The following is a 24,943-nucleotide window of genomic DNA, read 5'->3' as shown; positions in this document are numbered from 1 at the left end:
TTCGGCCGATCAGGCCGCGGAGGGTTCCTCTGCGGCTTTTTTTGGTGCATGGAATCAACCCTAAGGACGGATAAGGAATGGTGATCGGCAATGGCATCCAGGATCAAACGAATACTGCTCGGCAGGCCGCTTAAATCGACCGAGTTAGGGGAACAAAAGCTTCGCAAAACAAAGGCGCTGGCCATTCTATCCTCCGATGCCCTGTCGTCCGTCGCTTACGGTCCGGAACAAATTCTGCTTGTGCTTGTCGCGATCGGCGCGACCGCGTTCTGGTATTCGATTCCGATCGGGATCGGCGTGCTGGTTCTGCTGACGGCGCTGATTCTGTCCTATCGGCAGATCATCTTCGCATATCCGCACGGCGGCGGCGCTTATGTCGTCTCCAAGGAGAATCTGGGCCTGTCGTACGGTCTTGTGGCCGGGGGCTCGCTGCTTGTCGATTATATTCTGACGGTGGCCGTCAGCGTATCGGCGGGCACGGACGCCCTGACGTCCGCCTTCCCAAGCCTGCACCCGTACAACGTTCCGATTGCGGTCGTCTTCGTCATCGGCATCACCCTCCTGAACCTGCGCGGCGTGACGGAGTCCGCTTCGGTTCTGGCTTACCCGGTTTATCTGTTCGTGCTGGCGCTGTTTGTGCTGATCGGCGTGGGGCTGTACCGCATCGCCGCAGGCGACGTCTCGCCGGAGCTGCATGCTTCGCTCGGAACGCCGGTGGCGGGCATCAGCCTGTTTATTCTGCTGCGGGCGTTCGCTTCGGGCAGCTCGGCGCTGACGGGGGTCGAAGCGATCTCCAACGCGATCCCGAACTTCAAGTCTCCGGCGCCCGGCAATGCGGCGAAGACGCTGATCGCGATGGGGGCGCTGCTGGCGGTGCTGTTCTCCGGCATCGTGTTCCTGGCGTATTATTACGGCATCTCGCCGCTGCCGGAGGTGACGGTCGTCTCGCAGATCGCGGAAGAGACATTCGGCCGCCGCTTCCTGTATTACTTCATTCAGGGAACGACGGCGCTGATTCTGATTCTGGCAGCCAACACGGGCTATTCGGCCTTCCCGCTGCTGGCCGTCAATCTGGCCAAGGACAAATTCATTCCTCGCATGTTCACGGTTCGCGGCGACCGACTCGGCTACTCTAACGGGATTATTTTCCTCGGGGTGCTGTCGATTGTTCTGATCGTTGCCTTCCACGGACAGACCGAGCACCTCATTCCGCTGTATGCGGTCGGCGTGTTCATTCCGTTCACGCTGTCGCAGAGCGGGATGATCCGGAAGTGGATTCGCGAGAAGCCGCCGGGCTGGGCGCCGAAGCTGGTCATCAACTTCATCGGGGCGCTGATCAGCTTCACGGTGACGCTCATGTTCTTCCTGACGAAGTTCGCCATGGTGTGGCCCGTGCTCGTCTTCCTGCCGATTATCCTCTTCGTGTTCTACCGGATCAGGCGGCATTACGAGGCGGTCGGCGAGCAACTGCGGATCGCCTCCTGCGAACCGGCGGTGCCGATCGAGGGCAATGTCATCATCGTTCCGGTGTCGGGCATCACGCACGTTGTCGAACGTTCGCTGAACTACGCCCGGTCGCTGAAGGCCGAGCAGATTATTGCGGTGTACGTCCCGTTCGAGCGAGAGGAGGAGCTGCGCTTCGAGGAGAAGTGGAGCAAGTGGAAGCCCGACATCCGGCTCGTCACGCTGCATTCCCCGTATCGCTCGATCATTCAGCCGCTTATGCGGTTCATCGATTCCGTGCAGCGCAAGGCGGGGGAGTCGAATTACCAGGTGACGGTCATTATTCCGCAATTCATTCCGAGGAAGAGCTGGCACAACATTCTTCATAACCAGACGAGCTTCATGATCCGCACCCGCTTGCTTATGTACGGCAAGGACATCATTATGACAACCGTTCCTTATCATCTGAGAAAATAACCCGAGCATCCAACGGCAATCAACCAAACGGCAACCGCTCGTCGGACGGACGACGCTCTCGTTCGCACACGTCGGTTGCCGTTGTACCAAGAATAAGTTTACATAATAATAGTTACGTAAATCAATACGAGCGACGCATGCAGGGGACGACAAAATTTTACATAAAAAGAAGGAGATTAGGGGGAGGGAAAGAATGTATGGAGGGGAAGAACGCAGTTAAACGAATTTGAAGCGGCAACTCCTGGGGCAACTCTGCATAAGAAACGGAATTCGGAGAGGAAGAGACGACGATGAGTACAAATCCCAATCAGCCCGCGGCCTCAGACAAGGTTATTATCGGTGCCCGGGCGCTTGGCGAGCAGGTCTATAAAATTATGCCGACGTACGATCTGTTATTGGAGCAATTGCAAGAGATTCGTTCCGCTGCTGCCGATTATTTGAGTGGGGGGCAGAGAGGGCGGGAGGAGCTGAGCAAGCAGGACTTCAACAATACGCTCGGAATCTTCGGCCCGCGCGGTACGGGGAAATCCTCTGCGCTCTACACGCTCCGGGTCGAGCTGGCGCAGGACAAGAGCAATATCTTGCTTCCGCTGATCGAGCCGGATAACTTCGGGGACAACACGAAGATCATCGGTTCGATCGTCGGCCTGCTGTGCAAGGAAGGCAACGCCCTTCTGGATCGAATGCGGTGTATGGACTTGCCGAGATGCGATACGAGCGAAGCGTCCCCGCTTGGCTCGTACTTCAATAACGGCACGTTAAAGCCGAACAACCCGCTTAAGCAAATAATGGACGACACCATTGAATATCATCTCTACACCGAACGGCAATACAGGGACGTGCTTGTGCAGAACTATGCGGATCTTGGAACTCATATTCGCAAGTCCGAACGGCTGCTCATCCCGGATATCGAGTTTAAGAAGAAGCTGATGGCGCTGGTAGACACTATTGTTGACGTGCAAAAATCCATGGTTGGCAAGGGGAACGGGAGTAAGCGCGACATGTCGGCAACAGGCGCAAACCCGCCCATTCCTCTCATTTATATTTTTATCGATGATATTGACTTGAAGACTTCCAAAACGCGCGAGCTGATGGACGCTCTCTTGCAATATGTCAATCATCCGAATATCGTCACCGTTCTATCGGGGGACTACGATATTCTGACCGAATCGATTATACTGGCCTTGTTGCAGGACGAGCCTCTGCGGGAGCTTGGCTTGGGAGCTTATAAATCTTTGAAATCCGAGAATGAAGAAAATTCCGAGAAAGCTCTTACCATATTGGGAAGGAAGTCAAAGTTAGCCCATGAGTATTTAAAGAAAACAATCCCGCCGGCAAGACGCCACCAATTGGTGAAGTGGAACGAGCAGACGATTCCCGGCTTCGCGTTCGGAGAGGAGACGCTTCTGGCGCAATTGGTCAAGCTGCTGGGGGAATGGTCCATCTTCAGCTACATGGCGGATGTCGACCATTCGGACCGAACAGGCAAACCAGGCAACACAAACAAAACAGTCAGCAAACCATTAACCAAAAGCTATATCATCTTCGATGAACGGCCGCGCGGAATTGTGAATGCCTACTACCACCTGAATCAATTGCTCAAGGCGCGGCAGGAAGGCAGGGAGATAAAGCCGGAGCATCAATTCCAACTGGTTAAGGCGTTCGTCGACACGCTGATCCTGTCCAATTCCCGACTGTTGCCGCATCAAGGGTTTATATACGAGAGGTTCCTGCTCTGGGGGAGCGAGGCCGGAAGCTCTGCGATTCGCTACGATACGTTAGATGAATTGAAGGGCAACGGGGAGTTGGAAAAGGAGCTTGCGAGCTTGCGAACGGCCTTGTACGTGATCGGCGAGCTTATTCGCAGCTTGCTGCCGGGAGCTGCGTACGATTCGCCCGCTTATCTAAAGTGGCGGAGAAGCGTCGTTGACGAGCTGTTGAAGCGGCCTGCGGAATTGGTTGACATCGCGGACGCAAGGATAAAGGAACTGTTCCTGCAGAGGAACCAGCATGCCGATTACCGCCTGTTCTTCTTGGCGGAGGCGCTTGCCGTCTTGGCGGACCCCGAGGTCTCGGGATTGCTGGTTGAATTCATGTCCGATTCCCATGTCCAATGGTACAAAAGCCAGTGGGAGGCGGATAACGCTCAAGCGCAGGACGAGCTTACGATTCGAACGATTCATACGCTTCTGCTTAAGGAAGAAAAGATGCGCGAACGGGGGAAGTCGACGAATTCTTTGTTGGATGAGCTCTATCAGCAGGCTTACAACGGGCAAGCCGACGAGAGGAGCGATCTGGCGAACTTCAGCATCAATCTCCTGGAGGCTCTGTGTGCGGAGACCGCGGAGATAGTAACGGCGGAACGCCAATTTAAGCCGCTGCTGGACACGTGGGACCAGGAGCTTGTTAGCCTCCAAATAAAAAACAAGTGGCCGGAATATATGGAGCTGCAAGTGAAGAGGTCCCTCTTCCTTAATTCCCTTATCTCCATTAAGAAGGCCGCAGCAATAAAGTATGAGTTTGACAAGAGTGCTGCTCATATCGGGCGTATGCTAACCTTGATCAATCGCGAACGGGAGAATGAGGAGGCCGGCCAACCTTCTAATGTTCCGGATGCCATTTATTTGACGCTGGAAAATAAAATGAAGGATTTCGCAAAAACCGTAAAAGACAAATGGCTGAAGCCTAAGGCGGAGCTTGAGGTTGAATTGGACCAAATCGAGCCGCGCGCCATAGAGGCGTTCAGAGCCGATCCGGATGGATTAAGCTACACTCGCTATAAAGAAACAAAAGGCTTAGTCAAGAGGGTTCTCTACCCGGACGGAGAAAATAAAGCAACGAGGGCAACGTTCGCTTCCTATTGCAAAATGCTCCGATCGGTCGAAAATCTATCGCAAAATAATCGGGTCTACTATGGCCGGAAGCAGGCGGCAGCGTTCCTGCCCTTCTTGAGGAATGCCGCTTATTTCTCCACGACGACGATCCTGAAGGATGAGGACAAGGCCGCGATTCAACAATATGCCAAGTATGTCGGGGCCAATCAGATCGAGATGGAGCAGGATGCTTATGAGGGCGCCAAGAAATATATTAAGGAGAAACTGGAGGAGGCGCACGAGCACTTCCAGATGAGGACGCTGGAGGACATCATGGAATACAATCTTAACATGACGGATCTGGAAAGCGATCGGCCAGGCGACGACAGCCCGGAGGGTCTGCTGGACTTGGGAGATTTCGATGCTTAACAAGATCACATTGCTTATCAACATCTCGTTATTCCCGTTCCAGAATGTTCGGTTCCTCGGGCAGAAGGAGATTCTGGCGGCGATCGATGGAGAAGGGCCGGGCGAATCCGCCAAGGCGGACCGTAAACAGGCGCAGAAGCGCCTTCGCGTCCAGATTCAGAATGAGGTTCTGCGGAAGGCGCGCCCCAAAAGCATGGATGAGATTCATTTGCTTATACAGAAGTTTTATCCGATGCTTGTCAGCGTTGACGATGCGGACAAGTGGAGACAAGCCGGTTTTGCCGCTCCGTCCCGCGCGCGCTCTAAACGCCGGACCGAGATGAGGCTTTACAAACACTATTTTCAAATATTGGAGGAGTTCGGCGATGCGTTGATCTCTTACCGGGACGGAGATGTCGTATTCAAGTATTGGAAGAACGATGTGAATCGCGACAGGCAGTGGAGCTTCATCGACTTTATGGAGCAATACAAGGGGCAGGACAAGGTTCACTTCTTCCACGCGATAAGTCGATTTATCCCGCTCGATCTGATTATCATGCTGCACTTCATCAAGAACGGCTTGCTTGAGCCTGTCCAGCTCCACGAGTTCTATCAGCATGTCAATCTGGCGGATGCGGCATTGGATGACATCTTGCGTCGAGGAGTGGCGGAGAATCATATTCATGCGACGGCCGCGTTTAACTTCTCCATCCTGTGGCAGGCGGTCATGAACGGGCGTATGGAGGCCGGATATCTGCGGGAATTCCAGCCCAATCATCTTGCCGCTTCCGCGCAGGCGGAAGCTTACCTTCTTACGGCCAGGCTTCTTCGGCTGGTGATGGCGTTCTACCTGAAGGACCAGGTGTACCGGAATCGTCCCGACGCTTATCAAGCGGAGTCGGTCGTTCAAACGCATCAGTCGCTGTTCGCCTGGCTGAGCGACAACTTGGAGCTGAGCGACCCCGAGACGTTGCAATTGCTGTTCCGCCTGCTCAGGGAAGGGAGCAACGAATTTGCTCCATCCGAGGACCTGATCCGGGCGATCGATCGAGTGTGGGTCGCCTTCACCGATCTGGCGGAACCGGACCCGTCGGACTGTATGTTCGATGTGTTCTCCAGTCATCGCGGGGTCAAGACCTACGGGGAAAATTTGTTGCTGCACCATGCTCTCTTGTATAAGCGCCATATTCAGCAGGAGGAGAGGTACGCCGATCATTATGAACAGTTCTTCCGTGCCTTCTTCATCTACGTGTCGATCAAGAACGAGTTCTACCAGCAAGTGATTCAACCGACCGTTATGCACGGACTCGACTTCTTCCGCGGATACTTTGACCGGGCGACGGATGGCATCGTCCGGAATGGGAATTACTATGAGACGATGCTGCGAACATTGTTCCAGAATCGTTATCTGAAGAAGGTAGAGCTGCGGATCTCGATTAAAGACAAGCTGCAATGGAACAAGATGACGCTGCTCGATATTCTGCGCTCTTACCGTAATGTTCTGCGGAACGATTACGGAGTCGACGACGATCCACAGGTTGATTTTCCCCTGCTCGGTATCGTCTATCACCTCATTAAGCGTCCGGATACCGTGAGCAAGGACTTGTGGCTGTACGATGAAGAGCGCCATCATACGTTGAAGAAGGCGTTGCACTTCGGCGAGCTGCAGGAGCAATACATCAAGCAGGTGCAGCATCTGCAGGAGCTACGCAGAGTCGTGCCGATGGCTACGAACTTTATTGTCGGTCTCGATGCGGCCGCTTCCGAGAATGCCACTCCTGTGCATGTGTTCGCTCCCGTCTTCGAGGAGGCGCGGGACAGCAAGTACGATGCGCTGCGCATCGTCGACCCGGAAGGGAGAATCTTGCCGCGGCAAAGCTTGTTCTTCACCTTCCATGCGGGAGAGGACTTCCGGCATCTGATCTCCGGGCTTCGGCGCATCGATGAAGTGGTGCGGTACTGCAAGCTGCACGCCGGAGACCGGATTGGCCACGGCATCGCATTGGGCGTGGATATTCCGGAATGGGTGCGGCACAATCCGCTGGTCATTCTGCCCCGAGGCGAGTACCTGGACAATCTGCTCTGGATCTGGGGAGTGTACAGCTATACGCCCAAGCTTCAGACGGAGACGCTCGTTTATCTGGAACGAACGATCGACCGGATTGCCGCAGAGCTGTTCGACGAGGTGGTGTCGGCGGGAGAATTGCGAATTCCGGTTCTCTATAACGTATACGAACGCAGATTCAAGCGACGCACCGAGGAAGTGAAGAAGCTTCAAGCGGAAGCTGGCGCAAGGCCGCAGGACAAGCTCTACATCGCTTATCATCAGGAAGCAACCTTACGGAAAATGGAAGAGCCGATCTACGTCACCGCCAATGAGATCGAGCAGATGATGATGACCGATATGCAAAATTATTTGATTCGCAAAATGGCCGCCAACGGAATTGTTGTCGAGGTCAATCCGTCGTCGAATGAAGCGATCGGAGAGATTGATTCCATGTTCGGCAACCAGTTGTTTAAGCTCCAGTCCGCCGGCAACGCCGAGCTTACGAATGTGCTTGTCAATGTCAACTCCGACGACCCGATGGTGTTCAACACGAATGTCAGCAACGAGCTTGTCTATATGTATTACGGCATGCTTCAGCAGGGGATGGGGCGGGAGGCCGCGCTTGATTGGATCGAGAAGCTGCGGAAGGCAGGGATGGACACTTCGTTTATTCGCGGAAGCCATAGCCGCAAGCAGTATGTGCAAATTCTGGATATGACGATTGACGAGTTGGAGAAGTACGCTCCTCCGTTCTGATCGCTCATGGGCCGCATCTGCAGCAAATCCTGCAGCAAATAACTCAAAACGGCAGTCCGAGCGTCATCGCGCTCGAGCTGCCGTTCGTGGTTGGCGGGTTGATTACAGAATAACGAAAATAAAGAACAGAATCGCGATGACAAAGCGGTATACGGCGAACCATTCCAGGCGAAGCCGCTTGATCAGGTTCAGGAATGTGACGACGGCGATCATCGCAACGACGAAGGCGGCGATGAAGCCGATCAGGAACAGCACCAGCCGGTCGGATGTCAGCATGTCGCGGCTGTCGTACATATCGAGCACCGTTGCGCCGAGCATAACCGGCACGGAGATGATGAACGTGAAGTCCGCCGCAGCCTTCTGGCTTGTCCCGAGCAGCAGGCCGCCGGAGATCGTCGATCCGGAGCGGGAGAAGCCGGGCCAGAGCGCCAGGCACTGGAACAAGCCGATGCCGAACGCTTGCTTGTACGTGATGTCGTCCGTCTCCTCGGCCGTGATCTTGCGCTTGACCCGTGCGGCGACGATCATGAGAATGCCGCCGACGATCAAGCTGATCAGCACCGGCTTCGGTCCGAACAGATCGTTCTTGATGAAGTCCTTGGCGAGCAGGTAGACGACGAGGGCGGGGATCATGGCAAGAACGAGATGGAAGACGTTCAGCTTGTTCGGTGTCAGCTTAAACGTTACGACATCCTTGGCGATGCCGAGGTACCTCTTCCAATACAGAATCAGAACCGCCATGACCGCGCCGAGCTGGATGACGATCTTGAAGGTGGTCGTCCAATCCTCGTCGAACCCGATAAGGTCGCTGACCAGAATCAAGTGACCGGTGGAGGAGACGGGGAGGAATTCGGTCAAGCCTTCTACGATGCCGAGAATAATGGAACTGAATAAATCGCTCATCTACGGATTTCACCTCATTCATTAAGTTGATGCCAGCATCGCTAGGGAACAGCCTAACACGGAATCCGCAGGGCGTCACCGGACTTAAGGCCGGGCTTTGTGCGACTATGTTCGCGAATCGCAGGCTCGCACAGCGCGAAGCCCCTCTGCGGAATAAGCCGCGATGGCGCTCAAGGAGCCGGACATCCGGTTCGAACGAACCGTTCAAGCGTATGTAGGAATTGGAGCGCAGACCCTTATAAAGTTTACGCCCAATGGAGTCCGATGACAAGGGGCGGCCAGGAGCTTAAGGCAAGAAGCTTAAGGCAAGCGCTCCAGCTCCAATAGCTGCGTCTTCATCGCCATGCCGCCGCGGTAGCCGGTCAACGCCCCGTTCTTGCCGATGACGCGATGGCACGGAACGGCGATCAGGATCGGGTTGGCGCCGATGGCGGCCCCGACCGCGCGCACCGCAGCGGGCTTGCCGATCCGCTCCGCAATGTCCGAGTACGTCCGAAGCTGGCCGTACGGAATCTCGCGGAGCGCCTGCCAGACCGCCTCCTGGAACGCCGTTCCGCGGTAGAACAGAGGGGCCTTGAGCTCGCCCGGTTCTCCTCGGAAGTAGCGAATAAGCTCGTCCGCATAAGGACGCAACTGCTCGTCGCCGCGAACGAGCGGCCGTTCCGGGAAGCGGGTTGCCGCCCACGCGGCCAGCTCTTCATAAGGGCGGTCTTGCGAGCCGACGAAGCTTAAGCCTTCCTCTGCGGCGGCGAGATGAACCTTCCAATTGCCGCACACAAGCAAGGTCCAGTAGAGCGGCTGCCCGCCATTCGTTGTTCCGTTGTTCTTGATCATGATCGCGTCTCCTCCGTCTGTTGCTTATTGGGCTGCCGATGCTGCCGGCGATAGGCTTCCGGCGTCTGGCCGGTTTTTTTCTTGAACAGGGTAATAAAATAAGGGGTGTTCGCGAGCCCGACGGCTCTGCCGACTTCGGCAATCGAGGCGTCGGACTCGGTTAAGCGCCGCCGGGCTTGGCCGATGCGAACCTGCTGGACGTATTCGACCGGAGTCAGCCCCGTGATTCTTCTGAACGTGCGATGCAGGTGATAGGGCGTTCCATGGGTCAGCTCGGCCAGTGTCGCCAGCGTCAGCGCTTCCGCGTAGTGCGCATCCGCATATGCGGTGACGAGTGCGATCCATTCCTCGTCCGGCAGCCGCTCTCCGGTCGGCTTGCATCGCTTGCACGGGCGGAATCCGGCGGCAAGCGCTTGGTCGGCCGTGAGGAAGAAGTCGATGTTCTCCCGATTGGGCAGCTTCGAGCGGCAGGAAGGGCGGCAGAAGATGCCCGTCGTCTTCACCGCATAGAAGAAGCTCCCGTCGTAGGAACCGTCGTTGTTGGCGACAGCCTGCCACTGCTCGTCATTCATGCGATTCATGCGATTCTCGCCTCCTACGTAAGTATAACCTTGAAATCGGGCGTTGAGGGGATTTAGGCAATAGAAGAGCAAGATAACGAAATGATCGTGCGACGGGTTGACGGACAGGAACACTTCTGCTATTCTTCTTAAGTGTAATAATTACACAAAAGAACGGCATCCAAAAAGAACGGCGTCCGACCGAGCCTCCGCCCAAGCATGCAGCCAAGCATCCGCTCGGAGCCGGATGTTTCGCTTGCTTCTCGAGTTGGATTTTCCGCTTGATTCGTAATCGTAATTATTACGCGTACCGCGAAGGCGATGGTAAAGTCGCCTCGAGAAGGGGGATCGGAACGAGATGAGACTGGCCAGCCTTCGGGACGTGATGTTCGGCTATGGCGATGTGCCTTGCCTGGAAGAGGCTAACGTCGAGATCCACTCCAACGAGTTTGTTGCCGTCACCGGCCCTAACGGCGCAGCGAAGACCACGCTCCTTAAGCTTGCGTTGGGGCTGCTGCAGCCATGGCGAGGAACGGCGGAGATCTCTTCCACGAACAGGGAAGGCGGCAAGCTTGTCGTCGGATACGTGCCGCAGCAGATCGCCTCGTTCAACAGCGGCTTCCCGAGCAACGTGCTGGAATTCGTTCAATCGGGACGATACGGCCGCGGGTCGTGGCTGCGAAGGATGAGGAAGAACGACCGGGAAGCCGTAGAGAAGGCGCTCCTCCTGACGGATACGCTCCATCTGCGCAATCGCAAGATCGGCGAGCTGTCCGGCGGGCAGAAGCAGCGGATATGTCTGGCCAGAGCGCTGGCGCTGTCCCCGGATCTGTACGTGCTGGATGAGCCGACAACCGGGATGGACAAGGAGAGCCGCGCCCGGTTCTATGAATTGATGCGCAACGAGGTTCGCGAGAAGGGCAAGACGGTCGTCATGGTGACGCACCACTTGTCAGAGGTCGAGCCGGAGCTGGATCGCCTCATTACGCTGGAGAGGAAGGAAGAGAGCGGATGGAGATGTTGCACTACGACTTCATGCAGCGGGCATTTTGTGCCGGCGGGATCATTGCGCTGTTAGCTTCCGCTCTTGGCGTCTACTTGCTGCTCCGGCGTCAGGCCCTGATGGCCGACATGCTGTCCCACGTATCGCTCGCGGGCGTAGCGGGAGGAGCTTACTTCCACGTCAACCCGACGGTGACGGGATTCCTCGTGGCCATCGTCGGCGCGATCACCGTCGAATATCTGCGCCGGGCCTACCGGACGTACAGCGAAGTCTCGGTGGCGATCATCATGGTCGGCGGCTTGTCGCTGTCCGTTATTCTGATGGGGCTGAACAAGACGCTGAATGTCAGCTTCTCGTCCTACCTGTTCGGTTCCGTCGTAGCGGTGAATCGGACCGAGCTGCTCTTCATGCTCGCGACGGCGATCGTCGGCGCCTTGTTCTTCTACCTGCTGCGCAGGCCGCTTTATTTGATCTCCTTCGATGAAGAGACGGCCCGTACGAACGGTCTTCCCGTATCGTGGATCTCCCTTGGCTTCAGTGTCGTGACGGGGATGATCGTTGCCGCAGCGATGCCGATTGTCGGCGTGCTGCTCGTCTCTTCGCTGATTGTGCTGCCGGCCTCGCTGGCGATCCGAATCTCTCCGAGCTTCGCGGCCGCTGTCTTTGTCTCGATGGGCATCGGATTGGTCGGCGTATTCGCAGGGCTGTCCGCTTCTTACGAGCTGAGCACGCCTCCCGGAGGAACTATCGCATTCGTCTTGCTGGTGTTCCTCGTTGTCGGGGTGACGCTCAAGAAGGCGCTCAAGAAGCTCGGGGTCAGAGCCCGAATCCAAACCGTTCAAGAGGAAACACCCGCCACTCCTTCCAGGGTGACGAGAGCCGAATAAAGGGCGAATCGTCATCCGGAGAAGGGCGGATTTCATTATAACAACTTTATTCTGTGGAGGTATGGCGAAGCATGACCAGTTGGATGAGAAAAACGATGGTAGTAAGCGCGGGGTTGGCCCTCGTGTTATCGGGTTGCGGCAACAAGGCGGAGGTGTCTCAAGCGGACGAGAGCGCGGGCAAGATCAAGGTCGTCACGACGTTCTATCCGATGTACGAGTTCAGCAAGCAGGTGGCCGGCGATCATGCGGAGGTCGTGGCGCTTATCCCTTCCGGCGTCGAGCCGCACGATTGGGAGCCAAGCGCGAAGGATATGGCGACGCTTAAGGACGCCGACGTGTTCGTCTACAACGGCATCGTGGAAGGCTGGGTGGAGGATGCGCTGTCGAGCGCGGCCAACAGCGATCGCATTGTCGTCGAAGCGAGCCAAGGAATCTCGTTGATGGAGGGCACGGAGGACGAGCACGAACACGGGGACAACGGCGACCACGACGAGGAGGAGAACGATGCGGAGGAAGAGGGGCATGAGGAAGAAGGCCACGGGCTGGACCCTCACGTCTGGCTGAGCCCGGTTCTGGCCCAGAAGGAAGTCGCCGCAATCCAGGCGGCGCTTGAGCAAGCCGACCCGGCGCATAAGGACGATTACAAGAAGAACGCCGAGGCTTACATCGCCAAGCTGCAGGAACTCGACCAGGAATACCGGGACGGGCTCAAGGATGTCAAGCATAGAGAGTTCGTTACTCAGCATGCCGCGTTCGGGTACTTGGCCCAGGAGTATGCCCTGACGCAGGTTCCGATCTCCGGCTTGTCGCCCGAACAGGAGCCGTCGGCAGGCGAGATGGCCGAGGTCGTCAAGTTCGCCAAGGAGCACGAGGTCAAGACGATCTTCTTCGAGACGCTGGTCGATCCGAAGGTTGCCCAAGTCGTTGCGGACGAGATCAATGCCAAGACGGACGTGCTGAATCCGCTTGAAGGCTTGACGGAGGACGATATCAAGAACAACCTCGATTACATCGGGATTATGAAGCAGAATCTGCAAAATTTGATCAAGGCGCTAAACGAATAGATGGCCCAAGAGACAGAATGGCTGACAAAGCAGATCGTCATGGCGGTCGGCGAGGTCGCCACGGGTTCAAATCGTAATAATTACACCTAGATTGGGAGAGCTTACCCATGAACACAATTCCGGTAACGGTTCTAAGCGGTTATCTCGGCGCAGGCAAGACGACCGTTCTGAACCATGTGCTGAACAACCGGGACGGGCTGAAGGTCGCCGTCATCGTCAACGACCTGAGCGAAGTGAACATCGATGCGCAGCTCGTCAAGGATGGCGGCGGGTTATCGCGAACGGACGAGAAGCTGGTGGAGATGTCCAATGGCTGCATCTGCTGCACGCTGCGCGAGGACTTGCTCGTCGAGGTGAAGAAGCTGGCGAGCTCCGGTCGATTCGATTACATTCTGATCGAATCGACCGGAGTCGGAGAGCCTGTGCCGGTTGCCCAGACGTTCACGTATGCCGACGAAGAGCAAGGGATTCATCTGGCGGAATGGTGCCGGCTGGATTGCATGGTGACCGTCGTCGATGCCAAACGGTTCTGGCACGACTTCTCTTCCGGCGAATCGCTGCTGGAGCGCAATCAGGCGGTCGGCGAGGAGGACACCCGGGACGTCGTCGACCTGCTGATCGACCAGGTCGAATTCTGCGATGTGCTCCTGCTGAACAAGTGCGACACCCTCGCCGGCGACGAGCTCGATCAATTGGAGGCCGTCCTGCGCAAGCTGCAGCCGCGCGCCAAGCTTATCCGAACCGTTAACGGGGAGGTCGACCCCGCGGAGATTCTGAATACCGGCTTGTTTAACTTCGAGGAAGCGAGCCAGTCGGCCGGTTGGCTGAAGGAATTAGAGAAGCCGGTTCACGTGCCCGAGACCGAGGAATACGGGATATCCTCGTTCGTGTTTAAGCGAGTGAAGCCTTTTCACCCGAGTCGGCTCTTGGAATGGATGGAGAACTGGCCCGAGGAAGTGGTTCGCGCCAAAGGCATGATGTGGGTGGCGTCCCGGAACGATACCGGCCAGAGCCTCAGCCAAGCGGGTTCTTCGATTCAATTCGGCCCTTCGGGTTATTGGTTGGCCGCCCTGCCGGAGGAAGAACAAGAAGCGCATCTGCGGGATGATCCCGAGCTGGGCGAGGAATGGTCGGATCCGTTCGGCGATCGCGTCAACAAGATCGTGTTCATCGGCGTCGGCCTGAATCCCGGCCAATTGTCCGCCTCGCTCGATGCCTGCTTGCTGACCGAGGAAGAAATGAAGAGCGATTGGAGCCTGTTGAACGATCCGCTGCCTTGATCCAGCCAATCCCATCCAAATTACGGAATAGCTCAAGCGGGTGATGACGGTTGAATGTCAGGAAATACATGGACAGATGTTTGCTTGAACTGTTCGATAACGGAATGCGCGTTACCGAACAGCGTAAACGGCTGCTAACGCTCCTTGCGACATCGAAGCATCCGCAGGCCGCCATGGAGCTGTACGGGAAGATGAAGCGAACGTTCCCCGGCTTAAGCTACGAAACGATCTATTTGAATCTCCGCTTGTTCCTGGACTTGCGGTTGATCGAATCGATGCTTGTCGGGAGCGATGTGCGATATCGGGCGCTCCTGGCAGAGCAGGCTCCGCATTATCAATTCATCTGCATGGACTGCAAGCAAGCGATCCGAGTGACCTTCGATCCGGCCGATTCGGCGTTCCCGATGCCGGAGCGGTTCCAATCCGTCCATTACAAGCTGGACATATTCGGTTATTGCAAGGATTGCTGCGGCAGGGAGAGCTCGTCGGCCATGCAGTAGCGCTTGTTCCATGCATTTACAATTACAAGAGAGAAGGCGATCCGCATGAGAGTAACCGTTACCCTTGCTTGCACCGAGACGGGAGATCGGAATTACACGACGACGAAGAACAAGAGGACCCACCCGGAGCGCTTGGAGCTGAAGAAGTATTGCCCCCGTCTGAAGCGCTACACGTTGCACAGAGAAACTCGTTAAGCCGGATTTGCCGGAAACAATTCAACTACTTATAATGGAGGCAACAACAATGGCGAAGAAATCGAAAGTGGTTAAAGAGCAGAAGAGACAGGCGATCGTCGCCCGTTACGCGGAGATCCGGAAGCAACTGAAGGACAATAAGGATTATGAAGGCTTGAAGAAGTTGCCCCGGAACGCTTCGCCGACTCGGCTGCATAACCGCTGCGAGCTGACGGGAAGACCGCACGGTTACCTCCGCAAGTTCAAGGTGTCGCGGATCGCCTTCCGGGAGCTGGCCTACAAGGGGCAGATTCCCGGCGTGAAGAAAGCAAGCTGGTAATTCGATTCCGATTGGCAATTCCGATTCGTTCGCAAGGGGGAGAGGGAATGGATATTGTGACAACCCGCCGAGTGGAGAAGCTGCTCCAGTGGTATATCGGCGAGAAGATTCCGCCGTCCATGCGTTCGTCCGTTCGTCTGACGTACAAGTGGGAGGCAGCGGAGCTTACTCTATGCGAGGAACGGCCCGATCCCTCTTATCGGGAGTGGGTCGGACAGCCGATCGTTCGGTTTCGCTTCTCGGGGGACCGGTGGCATGTCTTGGCGAGAGCGAAGGACGGAACATGGGGAACGGCCGAGGCGATTCCTCCCCATGCGGACTTCGAGCGCCAACTGGAGCAAGTGGAGGTCGACCGCGCGGGAATATTCTGGACGGCCTGATATTCGGATTGAACAAGGAGCAAATCATGGAATGAGCAAATCGGCTTCTAGCTCGCGTATGCCGCGAGCCAAAGGCATGGACATGGCAAGTTATTGGGCGCCGAGCGAATGCTCAAGGCAAGTCAAACGCTTGGTGCTGTCTCCCTTAAACCGGAAGATCGTGGAAGAGTTTATCGCCATTCTGGGCATGAGGGAGAAGTTCGAGAAGTACGAGGTGAGCTGCCCGAACAAGCTGCTCATGTACGGTCCTCCCGGAACGGGCAAGACGCTGACCGCCTTCCATGTGGCCTCCCGATTGGAGCTGCCTCTCATTCTCGTGAGGCTCGATTCGATCATTCACAGTCACTTGGGAGAGACGGGCAGCAACATTCGCAAGGTATTCGACTATGCCAGAGCGGCGCCTTGCGTTCTGTTCCTCGACGAGTTCGACGCGATTGCCAGAATGAGGGACAACAACGATGAAGTGAAGGAGATGTCCAGGGTCGTCAACACGCTGTTGCAATGCCTGGACGAGTTCAACGGGAACAGTCTCTTCATGGCGGCTACGAATCTGGAGACGGAGCTCGATCATGCCGTTTGGCGGCGGTTCGATACGAAGATCGCCTATGGAATGCCCGACGAGCGCACCAGGGCCGAATATTTGCACTCGTTAATCGGCGAGTTCGAGAGGGAACAAGAGGTCGTCTCCGCCGCTCACGAGCTCATGAAGGAATGCAGCTACGCGGAGATGGAGCAGATCGTCACGAAGGCGAAGCGGAAGGCGATTATGCTCGATCAGCCGTTGATGCAAGAGCATCTGACGGAAGCGTTCATCGAATATGTTCCCGGCTCGGCGTACGCTCGCGGCTAGACTCGGCGCAACAATATCGCATCGACATTAATCGTAATAATTACAATTAAAGGAGGTCCATCATGAAGGTTCAGACGCCGGACAGCCAATCGGATCATCAATCGGACAGCCAATCGAATAACCAATCGGACCGCAAAATCCCCGTAACCGTGCTCAGCGGCTACCTGGGCGCGGGCAAAACAACCGTGTTGAATCACGTGCTGAACAACCGCGAGGGCCTGAGAGTAGCCGTTATCGTGAACGACCTGAGCGAAGTCAACATCGACGCCGATCTGGTCAGGGACGGCGGCGGCTTAAGCCGCACGGAGGAGAAGCTGGTCGAGATGTCCAACGGCTGCATCTGCTGCACGCTGCGCGACGACCTTCTCCAGGAGGTCGAACGCTTGGCCAAGGAAGGCAAGTTCGATTATATTCTGATCGAATCGACCGGCGTCGGGGAGCCGCTGCCCGTTGCCCAGACGTTCACCTATGTGGATGACGAGCTGGACATCGATCTGTCCAAGCTGACCCGGCTGGACTGCATGGTCACCGTTGTCGACGCCTATCACTTCTGGAAGGACTACAACACCCGCGACACCTTGAAGGATCGCAGCCAGGAGGCTGGAGAGGACGATGCGAGAGGCGTCGTTCACCTGCTGACGGATCAGGTGGAGTTCTGCGATGTGCTCATTGTCAACAAGTGCGACATGGTTGCCGAGGAGGAGTTGACGAAGCTGGAGACGGCCCTGCGGGCGATGCAGCCCCGCGCCAAGCTGATTCGCACCACGCACGGCCAGGTCGATCCGAAGGAGATTCTGAATACGGGCTTGTTCGACTTCGAAGCCGCGAGCCAATCGGCCGGCTGGATTCAAGAGCTGGAGAAGGATCACCATACGCCGGAGACGGAGGAGTACGGCATCCATTCGTTTGTCTATCGGAGGAAAATCCCGTTCCATCCCGAGAGGCTGCTGAAGTGGGTGGCCAATTGGCCGCAGGAGGTCGTTCGTTCGAAGGGAATCGTGTGGCTCGCCACCCGCAACAATATGGCTCTGTCGTTCAGTCAGGCGGGGGTCTCCCGGCAGTTGTCGCCCGCCGGGCTGTGGGTGTCCGCGTTGACCGAAGACGAGAAGCGGGCTTACTTCGGAAGCGGCGAGGTGCCGCGCTCCCCCGATTGGGACGAACAATGGGGCGACCGGGTCACGAAGCTGGTCTTCATCGGAATCGGAATCGACCGCGAGAAGCTCTCCGCCTCTCTCGACAAGGCGCTGCTTACGCCGGAAGAAATGAGCGGCAACTGGCGCGAGCTGAAGGACCCGCTTCCCCGCTTCGGACAGAGGTGAGGGAATGACGAGCCCCGTTCCCGTCTACGTTCTCGCCGGATTTCTCGGAAGCGGGAAGACAACGCTTCTGCGCCTTGCGATCGATGCGCTCGTTCAGTCGGGCCGTCGCCCGGCCGTTCTCATCAACGAGATCGGCGATGTCGACATCGACGGCCCGATTCTCGAGCGCGAGGTGCCCCGCGCCGAGGTGCTGAGCGGCTGCGTGTGCTGTACGGGAAGCGGCGATGTGCCGCTCGTCATCGAGAAGCTGTGCACGGAGCATAACCCCGATGCGATTCTGATCGAAGCGAGCGGAGTCGCGAATCCTCTGTCCATCGTCGACAGCGTGACGGATGCTTCCTTCCTGCGGCGAGTCGAGCTCGTCCGAACGATAACGGTCGTCTCGGCCCCGCAGCTATCGGCAACGCTTCGCAGCCATCCGGAAGGGAAGCTGTTCCGGCTCTTAAGGGATCAGGCACGAGCTGCGGACACGATCATTCTGAACAAGAGCGACGGTGTCGGCCGGGAGGAGTCGAACAGGCTTCAGCTTGCGCTAAGAGAGTGGAATGCCGGAGCCGCGATCGCGAGTACGGAATACGGCAGAGGAGCCGTTCCTCTGCTGCTCGAAGCGAAGCCCGGGCGAATGAACCATCGAAGGTTCAAGCCGCTGCCCATTCTGTTTGAGGAAAATGCCTCTTGTTCGCTAAGCCCCCCTAAGCCCAAGCACGCCACCCATTCTTTTCTCAAAGCGCACACGCATTACTTCCGCGCACCGATCGCCCGCGAGTCGTTCGAAGCTTATCTGGCCGGTCTTCCCGATCAGGTCTACCGTGTCAAGGGAATTGTCCGGTTCAAGGGGGACGACACGCTGTCGCTTGTGCAATATTGCTACGGTCAATCGCATCTGTCGGCCATCCGTCCCCGGCAAGCGGTGCAGGAGGTCATCGTCCATATCGGTGAAGGCTTCTCGGAAGAGCGGATCGAGGAAGCGCTGGCCGAGCTGGAGAACGAAAATACGAACTGGAAATGAGGCTGAACCTTGACTACATTCGATTGTTTGGTTGTCGGCGCCGGAGCGGCCGGAATCGGGATCGGCTGCGTCTTGCAGGACTTGAACGTCCAATCGTTCCGCATTCTGGAGCGGGGGCAGGTGGGCGCCTCGTTCCGACTATGGCCGCCGGAGATGAGGATGATCACGCCGTCATTCACGAGCAATGCCTACGGGATGCTCGATCTGAACGCGGTTACGTTAAACACCTCTCCCGCGTATTCGCTGAATACGGAGCACCCGAGCGGCAAGCAATACGCCGAATACTTGCAGGCCGTTGCGAAGCACAAGAAGCTGCCGATTCGGGAAGGCGTCGACGTGTCCGCGGTTCGCCCGCTGCCGTCCGGCGGATTCGAGGTCGACACGTCCGACGGCACGCTGCGCAGCCGCTTCGTCATCTGGGCCGCCGGGGAGTTCCAATACCCGAAGCTGGATGCCGTGGCGGGGGCCGAGCATGCCATTCACACGAGCCTGATTCCAAGCTGGAAGGACCTGGACGGCGACGAATTCGTCATCATCGGGGGCTACGAGAGCGGCGCGGATGCGGCGATCAACCTTGCCAAGCTGGGGAAGCGGGCGACCCTGATCGACCGAAGCGGACGGTGGACCCGGAAGGGCAGCAGCGATCCGAGCGTGGAGCTGTCCCCTTATACGAAGGACCGTATCCACAGCCTGGAAGAGGATCGCATTCGGCTGATGGGGCAGCACGACGTTCGCGGGATCGAGCTTACCCGAGCGGGCAAATATCGCATTCGCTGCGTCAATTCGTCCGGAAGGGAGACAACCGTAACCTCCGTTACGCCGCCTATACTCGCGACGGGGTTCCATGGCAGCTTAAAGCTTGTCGAGCATCTGTTCGAGAGGAGTGCGGAGGGGACTCCGGCTTTAACGGGGCACGACGAATCGACGATGACGCCGGGGCTTTACTTGTCAGGTCCGGCCGTCAAGCATGGCAATCTGCACTTCTGTTTTATTTATAAATTCCGCCAGCGCTTCGGGGTGATCGCGGATCGGATCGCTTCGAAGCTTGGGTTGGACTGTACCGTCTTGGAGGAATACAGGAAGCAAGGCTTCTTCCTGGACGATCTGTCCTGCTGCGGAGAGAACTGCGAATGCTGAACAACGAGACGCTTCCGCCTTCCTCCTTGGCGCTTATCGGCTTCGAATCGTCCGGGAAGTCCGCCTTGTTCCGAAGCTTGACGGGAGACGTATCCTCCGAGGTGGCGAACTTCAGAGGCTCGACCGTCATGGCGAGAAGGGGCAAGCTGCCTTCGAACCGGCAGATCGTCGATCTGCCCGGCATCCGCCTGCAGGACGACAGCGTCACGACGCTGTTGGCTCTGGAGGAATTAAGCCAAGCGGATACGGCGCTGCTTGTCGTTCGGGCGACTCACGTTGCCTCGGAGCTGCCGCCCTTGCTGGAGTTGGCCGCCTCCCGCCCGATCCGCGCCGCGCTGCTGCTCACCTTCGCGGATAAGGTTCCTTCGCGGGTCGAGAAGCAGGTCCGGACGTACCGGGAGCAATTGGGAATACCCGTTCAGGCGGTGGATGCCCGCTATCTGGATACCGGCTCGAGAGCAAGAATTCTGGAATCGGCGTCGCGAGCAACGGTTGTTCAGCGTCAATCGCTCACGCAGCTTGCGAATCTTCCGACGGAATTTAAAGACATGGAGCCGCCGGCCACCTGGCTCGAGCTTCCGATATGGGGACGGCTGCTCGCCGTTCTGATGCTGCTGTTGCTGTTCGCCCTCCCGGTCTTCCTGGCGTATCGGCTCTCTTCCTGGCTGCAGCCGATCGGAGACCGCATCTTCATCGGGGGGCTCGCAGAGAAGCTGTCCGGGCTGCCGGGACCGCTGTCATCCCTGCTCGCAGGAGATTACGGGGTGATCACGCTGGGGTGGTACTCGTTTTTGTGGGCTTTTCCCGTTGTCCTGCTGCTCAGCATGGCCATCGCCATCGGCGAGGAGAGCGGCATCAAGGATCGAATTACGGACTCCCTGGACCCGTGGATGAAGCTTGTCGGGCTCAGCGGCCGAGACCTGATTCCCGTGCTGTCGGGCTTCGGCTGCAACGTGGTGGCGGTTCATCAGAGCCGGGCCTGCAGCGCTTGCACGCGCAAGTCGTGCGTGTCCCTGATCGCCTTCGGATCGGCCTGCAGCTATCAGATCGGAGCCTCGCTGTCCTTGTTCGGATCGGCCGGCCGTCCCTGGCTGTTCCTGCCTTATCTGCTGCTCCTGACCGTAGTCGGGGCCATTCATACGAGAGTATGGAACAGGGGAGGGCACCCGGCCTTGTTCGCCATTCAGCCGGGCAAGACGTTCCTGCAGGTGCCGGACCTTAAGGCGGTCCTCTGGCGGGTGCGCAATGTGCTGAAGCAGTTCTTGCTGCAGGCGATGCCGATCTTCCTTCTCCTGTGCGTCGTATCGACGATTATGCAGGGGACCGGGGTCATCGACGTGCTGACGGGATGGGGGGCTCCGCTGATGCATTGGTTCCGCTTGCCGGCCGAAGCCGCAGGCGGAATTGTGTTCTCCATTCTGCGCAAGGACGGGCTGCTTGTCCTGAACCAGGATAACGGCGCTTTCCTGAGCGGACTTCATGCCGGCCAACTGTTCGTCCTGGTCTATCTGGCATCTACGCTTACGGCTTGCCTGGTGACGCTGTGGACGATCCGCAAGGAGTTGGGGCTGACCTTCGCCGCTTCAATGGCTTCCAAGCAGACGGTCACTTCCATTATCTCGGCAAGTGTTCTGGCTCTATGGAATTGACAGAGGTTTTTATTCCTGTTATTCTCAGTTCGTAAGAATTACAATTTTGCAGGTGAAGAGCTTGAAGTTATCCTCGGTTCACGGAGCATGGAAGTCGCACGCCCTGTTCGGCGCTTTGATCGGATTCATCGCTCTGTTCGCTCTTCATCCAACGTTGTTGATCCATGGCGTCGGTTCCTTCGCCCAAGAGATTCATACCTTTAAGACCATGCTCATCAGCATTCTGCTAGAGGCGCTGCCCTTTCTGATTCTGGGCGTATTCGCGTCGTCGATCATGCATGTGTTTATTCCCGAAGCCTGGATTCGCAAGGGAATTCCGCGCAATCCGATTCTGGGCATTGTGATGGCGTGTCTGCTCGGCATTGTTTTCCCGATCTGCGAGTGCGGGCTGATTCCCGTTGTCAGAAGATTGACAGCCAAGGGAATGCCGGCTTACGCAGGGGTTGTCTTTATTCTCGTCGGGCCGATCGTCAATCCGATTGTGTTCTCTTCCACTTACCTGGCCTTTCGAACGAAGCCGGAGATGGTGTACGCGAGAATGGGACTGGCTATTGCGATAGGTCTGCTCGTCGGTTTATTGCTTTATTATTTCCTTAAGCAATCCCCATTCCGCAGGGGGAAGAACGAGCCTGAAGCAACACCCGGACACTCGCACGCAGACGGACATTCGCATTCGCACTCGCATTCGGGCAACCGATGGGCTGACGTATTTGAACATGCCGGGGCCGAGTTTTTCGATATGGGGAAGTACTTGATTGTCGGTTCCATGCTCGCAGCCGCCATCCAAGCTTATGTTCCTCGGGCGGACCTGGTCGGGATCGGCCAACAGGAATTCGCGGCGCATTTCTTTATGATGGGTTTTGCTTTTGTGCTGTCCTTATGCTCCACCTCCGATGCCTTCGTGGCCACCTCCTTTACAGGTACATTTTCTACCGGGGCATTGCTCTCGTTTCTCGTATTCGGTCCCATGCTGGACGTGAAGAGCACACTTATGCTGCTGTCCCTGTTCAAGACAAGGTTTGTTCTGACGCTTGCCGCCATTATTGTTCCGGCCGTCTTCGTCGGGGCATGGCTCCTGGGAAAATATTACTTGAGTTAAACGGACTCGCAAGGAGGAAGATCGGTGGATAACAGAAGGAGCTTGCTCGCGCACTACTGGATACGGGCTATTCTCTTGGGCGGGTTCGCGTTCTATATCGTGCATCTGGTCAGCGCGAACAAGCTGCATTATTATATTGTTCCCCGACTGATTCCCTATGTGAAGTTCGGATCGGCCGCCATGTTCCTATTGGCCGTGTTCTACTTGTACATGATCGTTCAGCAATCCGACAAGGAAGAGAAGGCGGGCTGCGATTGCGGACACGAGCCTTCCCGTTCCCTAGCGGCCAACGGCTTCATCTATTCGCTGTTCGTGATTCCGCTGATTCTGGGGTTCGCCTTGCCCGATCGCATCATGGGAAGCGAAGTGGTGTCGATCAAAGGCATGAACTTGAACGTCGCCGCTTCCGCTTCAGCCGCTTCGCCAAGCCAAGCTTCGGCCCCTGCGGTCAAGCCTTTGGAGACGGTAAGCCCATCTCCGGAGCCGACAGTGCAAGTGCAAGAGCCGGCAGAGCAAGAGCCAGTACAAGAACAAGAGCAAAAGCCAGAGCAAGAGCCAGTACAAGAGCCGGTACAAGAGCCAGAGCAAGAGCCAGTGCAAGAAGAACTCGCCCAGGCACCGGAGGTTGACGAGCTGGATGCGCTGTTCCCGGCGGACGAATACAGTGTCGACTTCGCGGAGCTAGGGAAGAAGTGGTACAAGAAGGACGCGATCAAGGTCAACAGCGTCGGATTTCTGGAGATGCTGACGATGCTGGACATGTACAAGACCAACTTTATCGGCAAGGATATCGTCATCAGCGGGTTCGTCTATCGCGAGGAGGATATGGGGCAGGATCAGTTTGTCGTGTCCCGGTTGGCGATGCTGTGCTGCTCCGCGGATTCGATGCCGTATGGCTTCCTGGTCAAAGCCGCTTCGGGAGCAGCCTTGAAGGAAGATACGTGGATTACGATGACGGGCAAGCTGACCACAACGGACTATCGCGGGAATGAGATCATTCTGCTGGAAGCTACCAAGATCAAGGTCATCGAGGCGCCCGAAGATCCGTATGTCTATCCATTTATCGATGACTTCGACCAGTTGTATGAGGAATGAGGGCCGGGAGAGGGGCGTTTCCTGCAAGCTGAAGGAGTTCAATGCCAACCTGACCAAGTCCAAGGCACTCGGCTTCGCAACTTTATTGTGAAATTTCTACCCAAGGTAAACAGCACGGCGACAATAGCCCGTTTCAAGTCGATCCCAAAGCGCTTTCATTACTCCATCGTATATTGTTTTGTCACTTGAATTATGTGACACCCCAAAGTTTACTGTAGATCTACATGGAACATACAACGGAACATCCTCGCCGTCTTGAGGATGTATCGGTTCATCATATTCATCGTGAAACCAATATTCAAAGCCAAATATAATCGGGAGTGGATTCCCTTGGTTTTTAATTTTTTCTAGATGGCCTACTATGTATCCATCATGATTTGCTTCCATCCAAGGCCCAGACCAAAATTTCCCTCCATTTTGACTAAACGAATTGTCAAAGGACCATCTGAAACCGAAATAGTTTGTACCTTTCTTTTTCGTTATCGCTACGGCGGTATCCCTCGCTAAAATCAAATTGACTGGAGTTTGTTTGATAAAGGTACTCGTAATTGTACTGAAGTCATCGAAAAGCGATATTCCGTACTTAAGGCTAACATAAGGAACTTTTTCTCCTTGAAGAATAAGTAAAGAAACGACTTTATCTCCTCCGCATATAATGCCTTCAGAAAAAGTTTTTGCATTCGTGGCTATCAATAAAGTACTATTACAATCGAGATTGTCTGGACTTCGTCCAAGTACTCGGTAAAGTTTCAAATTTTTATCTTGAGTCTGATCTACATATGGCTGTAACTGTTAACGCTCACGTACTTTGTCGGTGAAAGAATCACCGACAATGACGTGGGCGTTCGTGCGTCAGGCACGACAGCTGCCTGAGAAGCCTAACGCCAATCATCAGGGGAGTGGAAAAACGGCAGGT

General features: G+C 56.3%; 22 protein-coding genes. 18 read left to right on the top strand and 4 right to left on the bottom strand.

The annotated features are described in order from the left end of the window. The first annotated feature begins 90 nt into the window (after positions 1–90). The 3 genes from E6C55_RS11805 (at position 91) to E6C55_RS11795 (ending at position 7,944) form a co-directional block, all read left to right on the top strand. Complete coding sequence (locus E6C55_RS11805) at positions 91–1,920, top strand: APC family permease (protein ID WP_136370003.1); 1,830 nt, start codon at positions 91–93, stop codon at positions 1,918–1,920. A 290-nt stretch (positions 1,921–2,210) separates the two neighbouring features. Continuing rightward, positions 2,211–5,162, top strand: a complete 2,952-nt coding sequence (locus tag E6C55_RS11800) for a hypothetical protein (protein WP_136370002.1) — start codon at positions 2,211–2,213, stop codon at positions 5,160–5,162. Continuing rightward, positions 5,155–7,944: an amidohydrolase family protein gene (locus E6C55_RS11795; protein WP_136370001.1), complete on the top strand. Its 2,790-nt coding sequence runs from the start codon at positions 5,155–5,157 to the stop codon at positions 7,942–7,944. Before E6C55_RS11800 ends, E6C55_RS11795 begins: the two co-directional genes overlap by 8 nt. 102 nt (positions 7,945–8,046) lie before the next feature. On the opposite strand, the gene E6C55_RS11790 is transcribed toward E6C55_RS11795, so the two are convergent. The 3 genes from E6C55_RS11790 to E6C55_RS11780 all read right to left on the bottom strand — a co-directional run bounded on the left by E6C55_RS11790 (position 8,047) and on the right by E6C55_RS11780 (position 10,262). Further along, positions 8,047–8,847, bottom strand: coding sequence for an undecaprenyl-diphosphate phosphatase (locus E6C55_RS11790; protein ID WP_136370000.1), 801 nt, complete (start codon positions 8,845–8,847; stop codon positions 8,047–8,049). Positions 8,848–9,147: 300 nt separating this feature from the next. Next, entirely contained in the window at positions 9,148–9,681 is a 534-nt protein-coding gene (locus E6C55_RS11785; RefSeq protein ID WP_136369999.1) for a methylated-DNA--[protein]-cysteine S-methyltransferase, read from the bottom strand. After that, positions 9,678–10,262 carry a bifunctional transcriptional activator/DNA repair enzyme AdaA gene (locus E6C55_RS11780; protein WP_136369998.1) on the bottom strand — a complete coding sequence of 195 codons (585 nt, stop codon included), beginning with the start codon at positions 10,260–10,262 and terminating at the stop codon, positions 9,678–9,680. The genes E6C55_RS11785 and E6C55_RS11780 overlap by 4 nt, the downstream gene beginning before the upstream one ends. A 337-nt stretch (positions 10,263–10,599) precedes the next feature. On the opposite strand from E6C55_RS11780, the gene E6C55_RS11775 reads away from it, so the two are divergent. The 15 genes from E6C55_RS11775 (at position 10,600) to E6C55_RS11705 (ending at position 24,027) form a co-directional block, all read left to right on the top strand. Further along, entirely contained in the window at positions 10,600–11,319 is a 720-nt protein-coding gene (locus E6C55_RS11775) for a metal ABC transporter ATP-binding protein (protein WP_136369997.1), read from the top strand. Next, a complete protein-coding gene (locus E6C55_RS11770) occupies positions 11,253–12,131 on the top strand; it encodes a metal ABC transporter permease (RefSeq protein ID WP_136369996.1) in 879 nt (292 codons plus the stop codon). Before E6C55_RS11775 ends, E6C55_RS11770 begins: the two co-directional genes overlap by 67 nt. A 71-nt stretch (positions 12,132–12,202) precedes the next feature. Then, the gene (locus E6C55_RS11765) at positions 12,203–13,195 is read left to right on the top strand and encodes a metal ABC transporter substrate-binding protein (RefSeq protein ID WP_136369995.1); all 993 of its coding nucleotides are present in this window, start codon (positions 12,203–12,205) and stop codon (positions 13,193–13,195) included. A gap of 107 nt (positions 13,196–13,302) precedes the next feature. Beyond that, complete coding sequence (locus E6C55_RS11760) at positions 13,303–14,475, top strand: GTP-binding protein (protein WP_136369994.1); 1,173 nt, start codon at positions 13,303–13,305, stop codon at positions 14,473–14,475. Between the two features lie 68 nt (positions 14,476–14,543). After that, a complete protein-coding gene (locus tag E6C55_RS11755; RefSeq protein ID WP_136369993.1) occupies positions 14,544–14,975 on the top strand; it encodes a Fur family transcriptional regulator in 432 nt (143 codons plus the stop codon). A gap of 45 nt (positions 14,976–15,020) precedes the next feature. Continuing rightward, positions 15,021–15,170 (top strand): 50S ribosomal protein L33, encoded by a 150-nt coding sequence (rpmG, locus tag E6C55_RS11750; protein WP_136369992.1) that lies wholly within the window; start codon positions 15,021–15,023, stop codon positions 15,168–15,170. Between the two features lie 49 nt (positions 15,171–15,219). After that, complete coding sequence (gene rpsN / locus E6C55_RS11745) at positions 15,220–15,489, top strand: 30S ribosomal protein S14 (RefSeq protein ID WP_136369991.1); 270 nt, start codon at positions 15,220–15,222, stop codon at positions 15,487–15,489. A 47-nt stretch (positions 15,490–15,536) separates the two neighbouring features. Beyond that, positions 15,537–15,869 carry a DUF3024 domain-containing protein gene (locus tag E6C55_RS11740; protein WP_136369990.1) on the top strand — a complete coding sequence of 111 codons (333 nt, stop codon included), beginning with the start codon at positions 15,537–15,539 and terminating at the stop codon, positions 15,867–15,869. A gap of 31 nt (positions 15,870–15,900) precedes the next feature. Beyond that, positions 15,901–16,719: an AAA family ATPase gene (locus E6C55_RS11735; RefSeq protein ID WP_136369989.1), complete on the top strand. Its 819-nt coding sequence runs from the start codon at positions 15,901–15,903 to the stop codon at positions 16,717–16,719. Positions 16,720–16,781: 62 nt separating this feature from the next. Further along, the gene (locus E6C55_RS11730; protein ID WP_136369988.1) at positions 16,782–18,038 is read left to right on the top strand and encodes a GTP-binding protein; all 1,257 of its coding nucleotides are present in this window, start codon (positions 16,782–16,784) and stop codon (positions 18,036–18,038) included. A 4-nt stretch (positions 18,039–18,042) separates the two neighbouring features. Continuing rightward, positions 18,043–19,047: a CobW family GTP-binding protein gene (locus E6C55_RS11725; protein WP_136369987.1), complete on the top strand. Its 1,005-nt coding sequence runs from the start codon at positions 18,043–18,045 to the stop codon at positions 19,045–19,047. Positions 19,048–19,056: 9 nt separating this feature from the next. Then, the gene (locus E6C55_RS11720; protein ID WP_136369986.1) at positions 19,057–20,184 is read left to right on the top strand and encodes an NAD(P)/FAD-dependent oxidoreductase; all 1,128 of its coding nucleotides are present in this window, start codon (positions 19,057–19,059) and stop codon (positions 20,182–20,184) included. After that, entirely contained in the window at positions 20,178–21,833 is a 1,656-nt protein-coding gene (locus E6C55_RS11715) for a nucleoside recognition domain-containing protein (RefSeq protein WP_136369985.1), read from the top strand. Before E6C55_RS11720 ends, E6C55_RS11715 begins: the two co-directional genes overlap by 7 nt. Positions 21,834–21,894: 61 nt before the next feature. Beyond that, entirely contained in the window at positions 21,895–22,932 is a 1,038-nt protein-coding gene (locus tag E6C55_RS11710) for a permease (RefSeq protein WP_230986658.1), read from the top strand. A 24-nt stretch (positions 22,933–22,956) separates the two neighbouring features. After that, positions 22,957–24,027: a TIGR03943 family putative permease subunit gene (locus E6C55_RS11705; protein ID WP_136369984.1), complete on the top strand. Its 1,071-nt coding sequence runs from the start codon at positions 22,957–22,959 to the stop codon at positions 24,025–24,027. A gap of 96 nt (positions 24,028–24,123) precedes the next feature. On the opposite strand, the gene E6C55_RS11700 is transcribed toward E6C55_RS11705, so the two are convergent. Beyond that, positions 24,124–24,780, bottom strand: a complete 657-nt coding sequence (locus E6C55_RS11700) for a hypothetical protein (protein WP_136369983.1) — start codon at positions 24,778–24,780, stop codon at positions 24,124–24,126. Positions 24,781–24,943 lie beyond the last annotated feature (163 nt).

It is taken from the genome of Cohnella fermenti, assembly GCF_004801405.1.
Taxonomy (GTDB): domain Bacteria; phylum Bacillota; class Bacilli; order Paenibacillales; family Paenibacillaceae; genus Cohnella; species Cohnella fermenti.
Note: the sequence above shows the minus strand (reverse complement) of the source record. Positions and strands in the feature narration are given on the sequence as shown.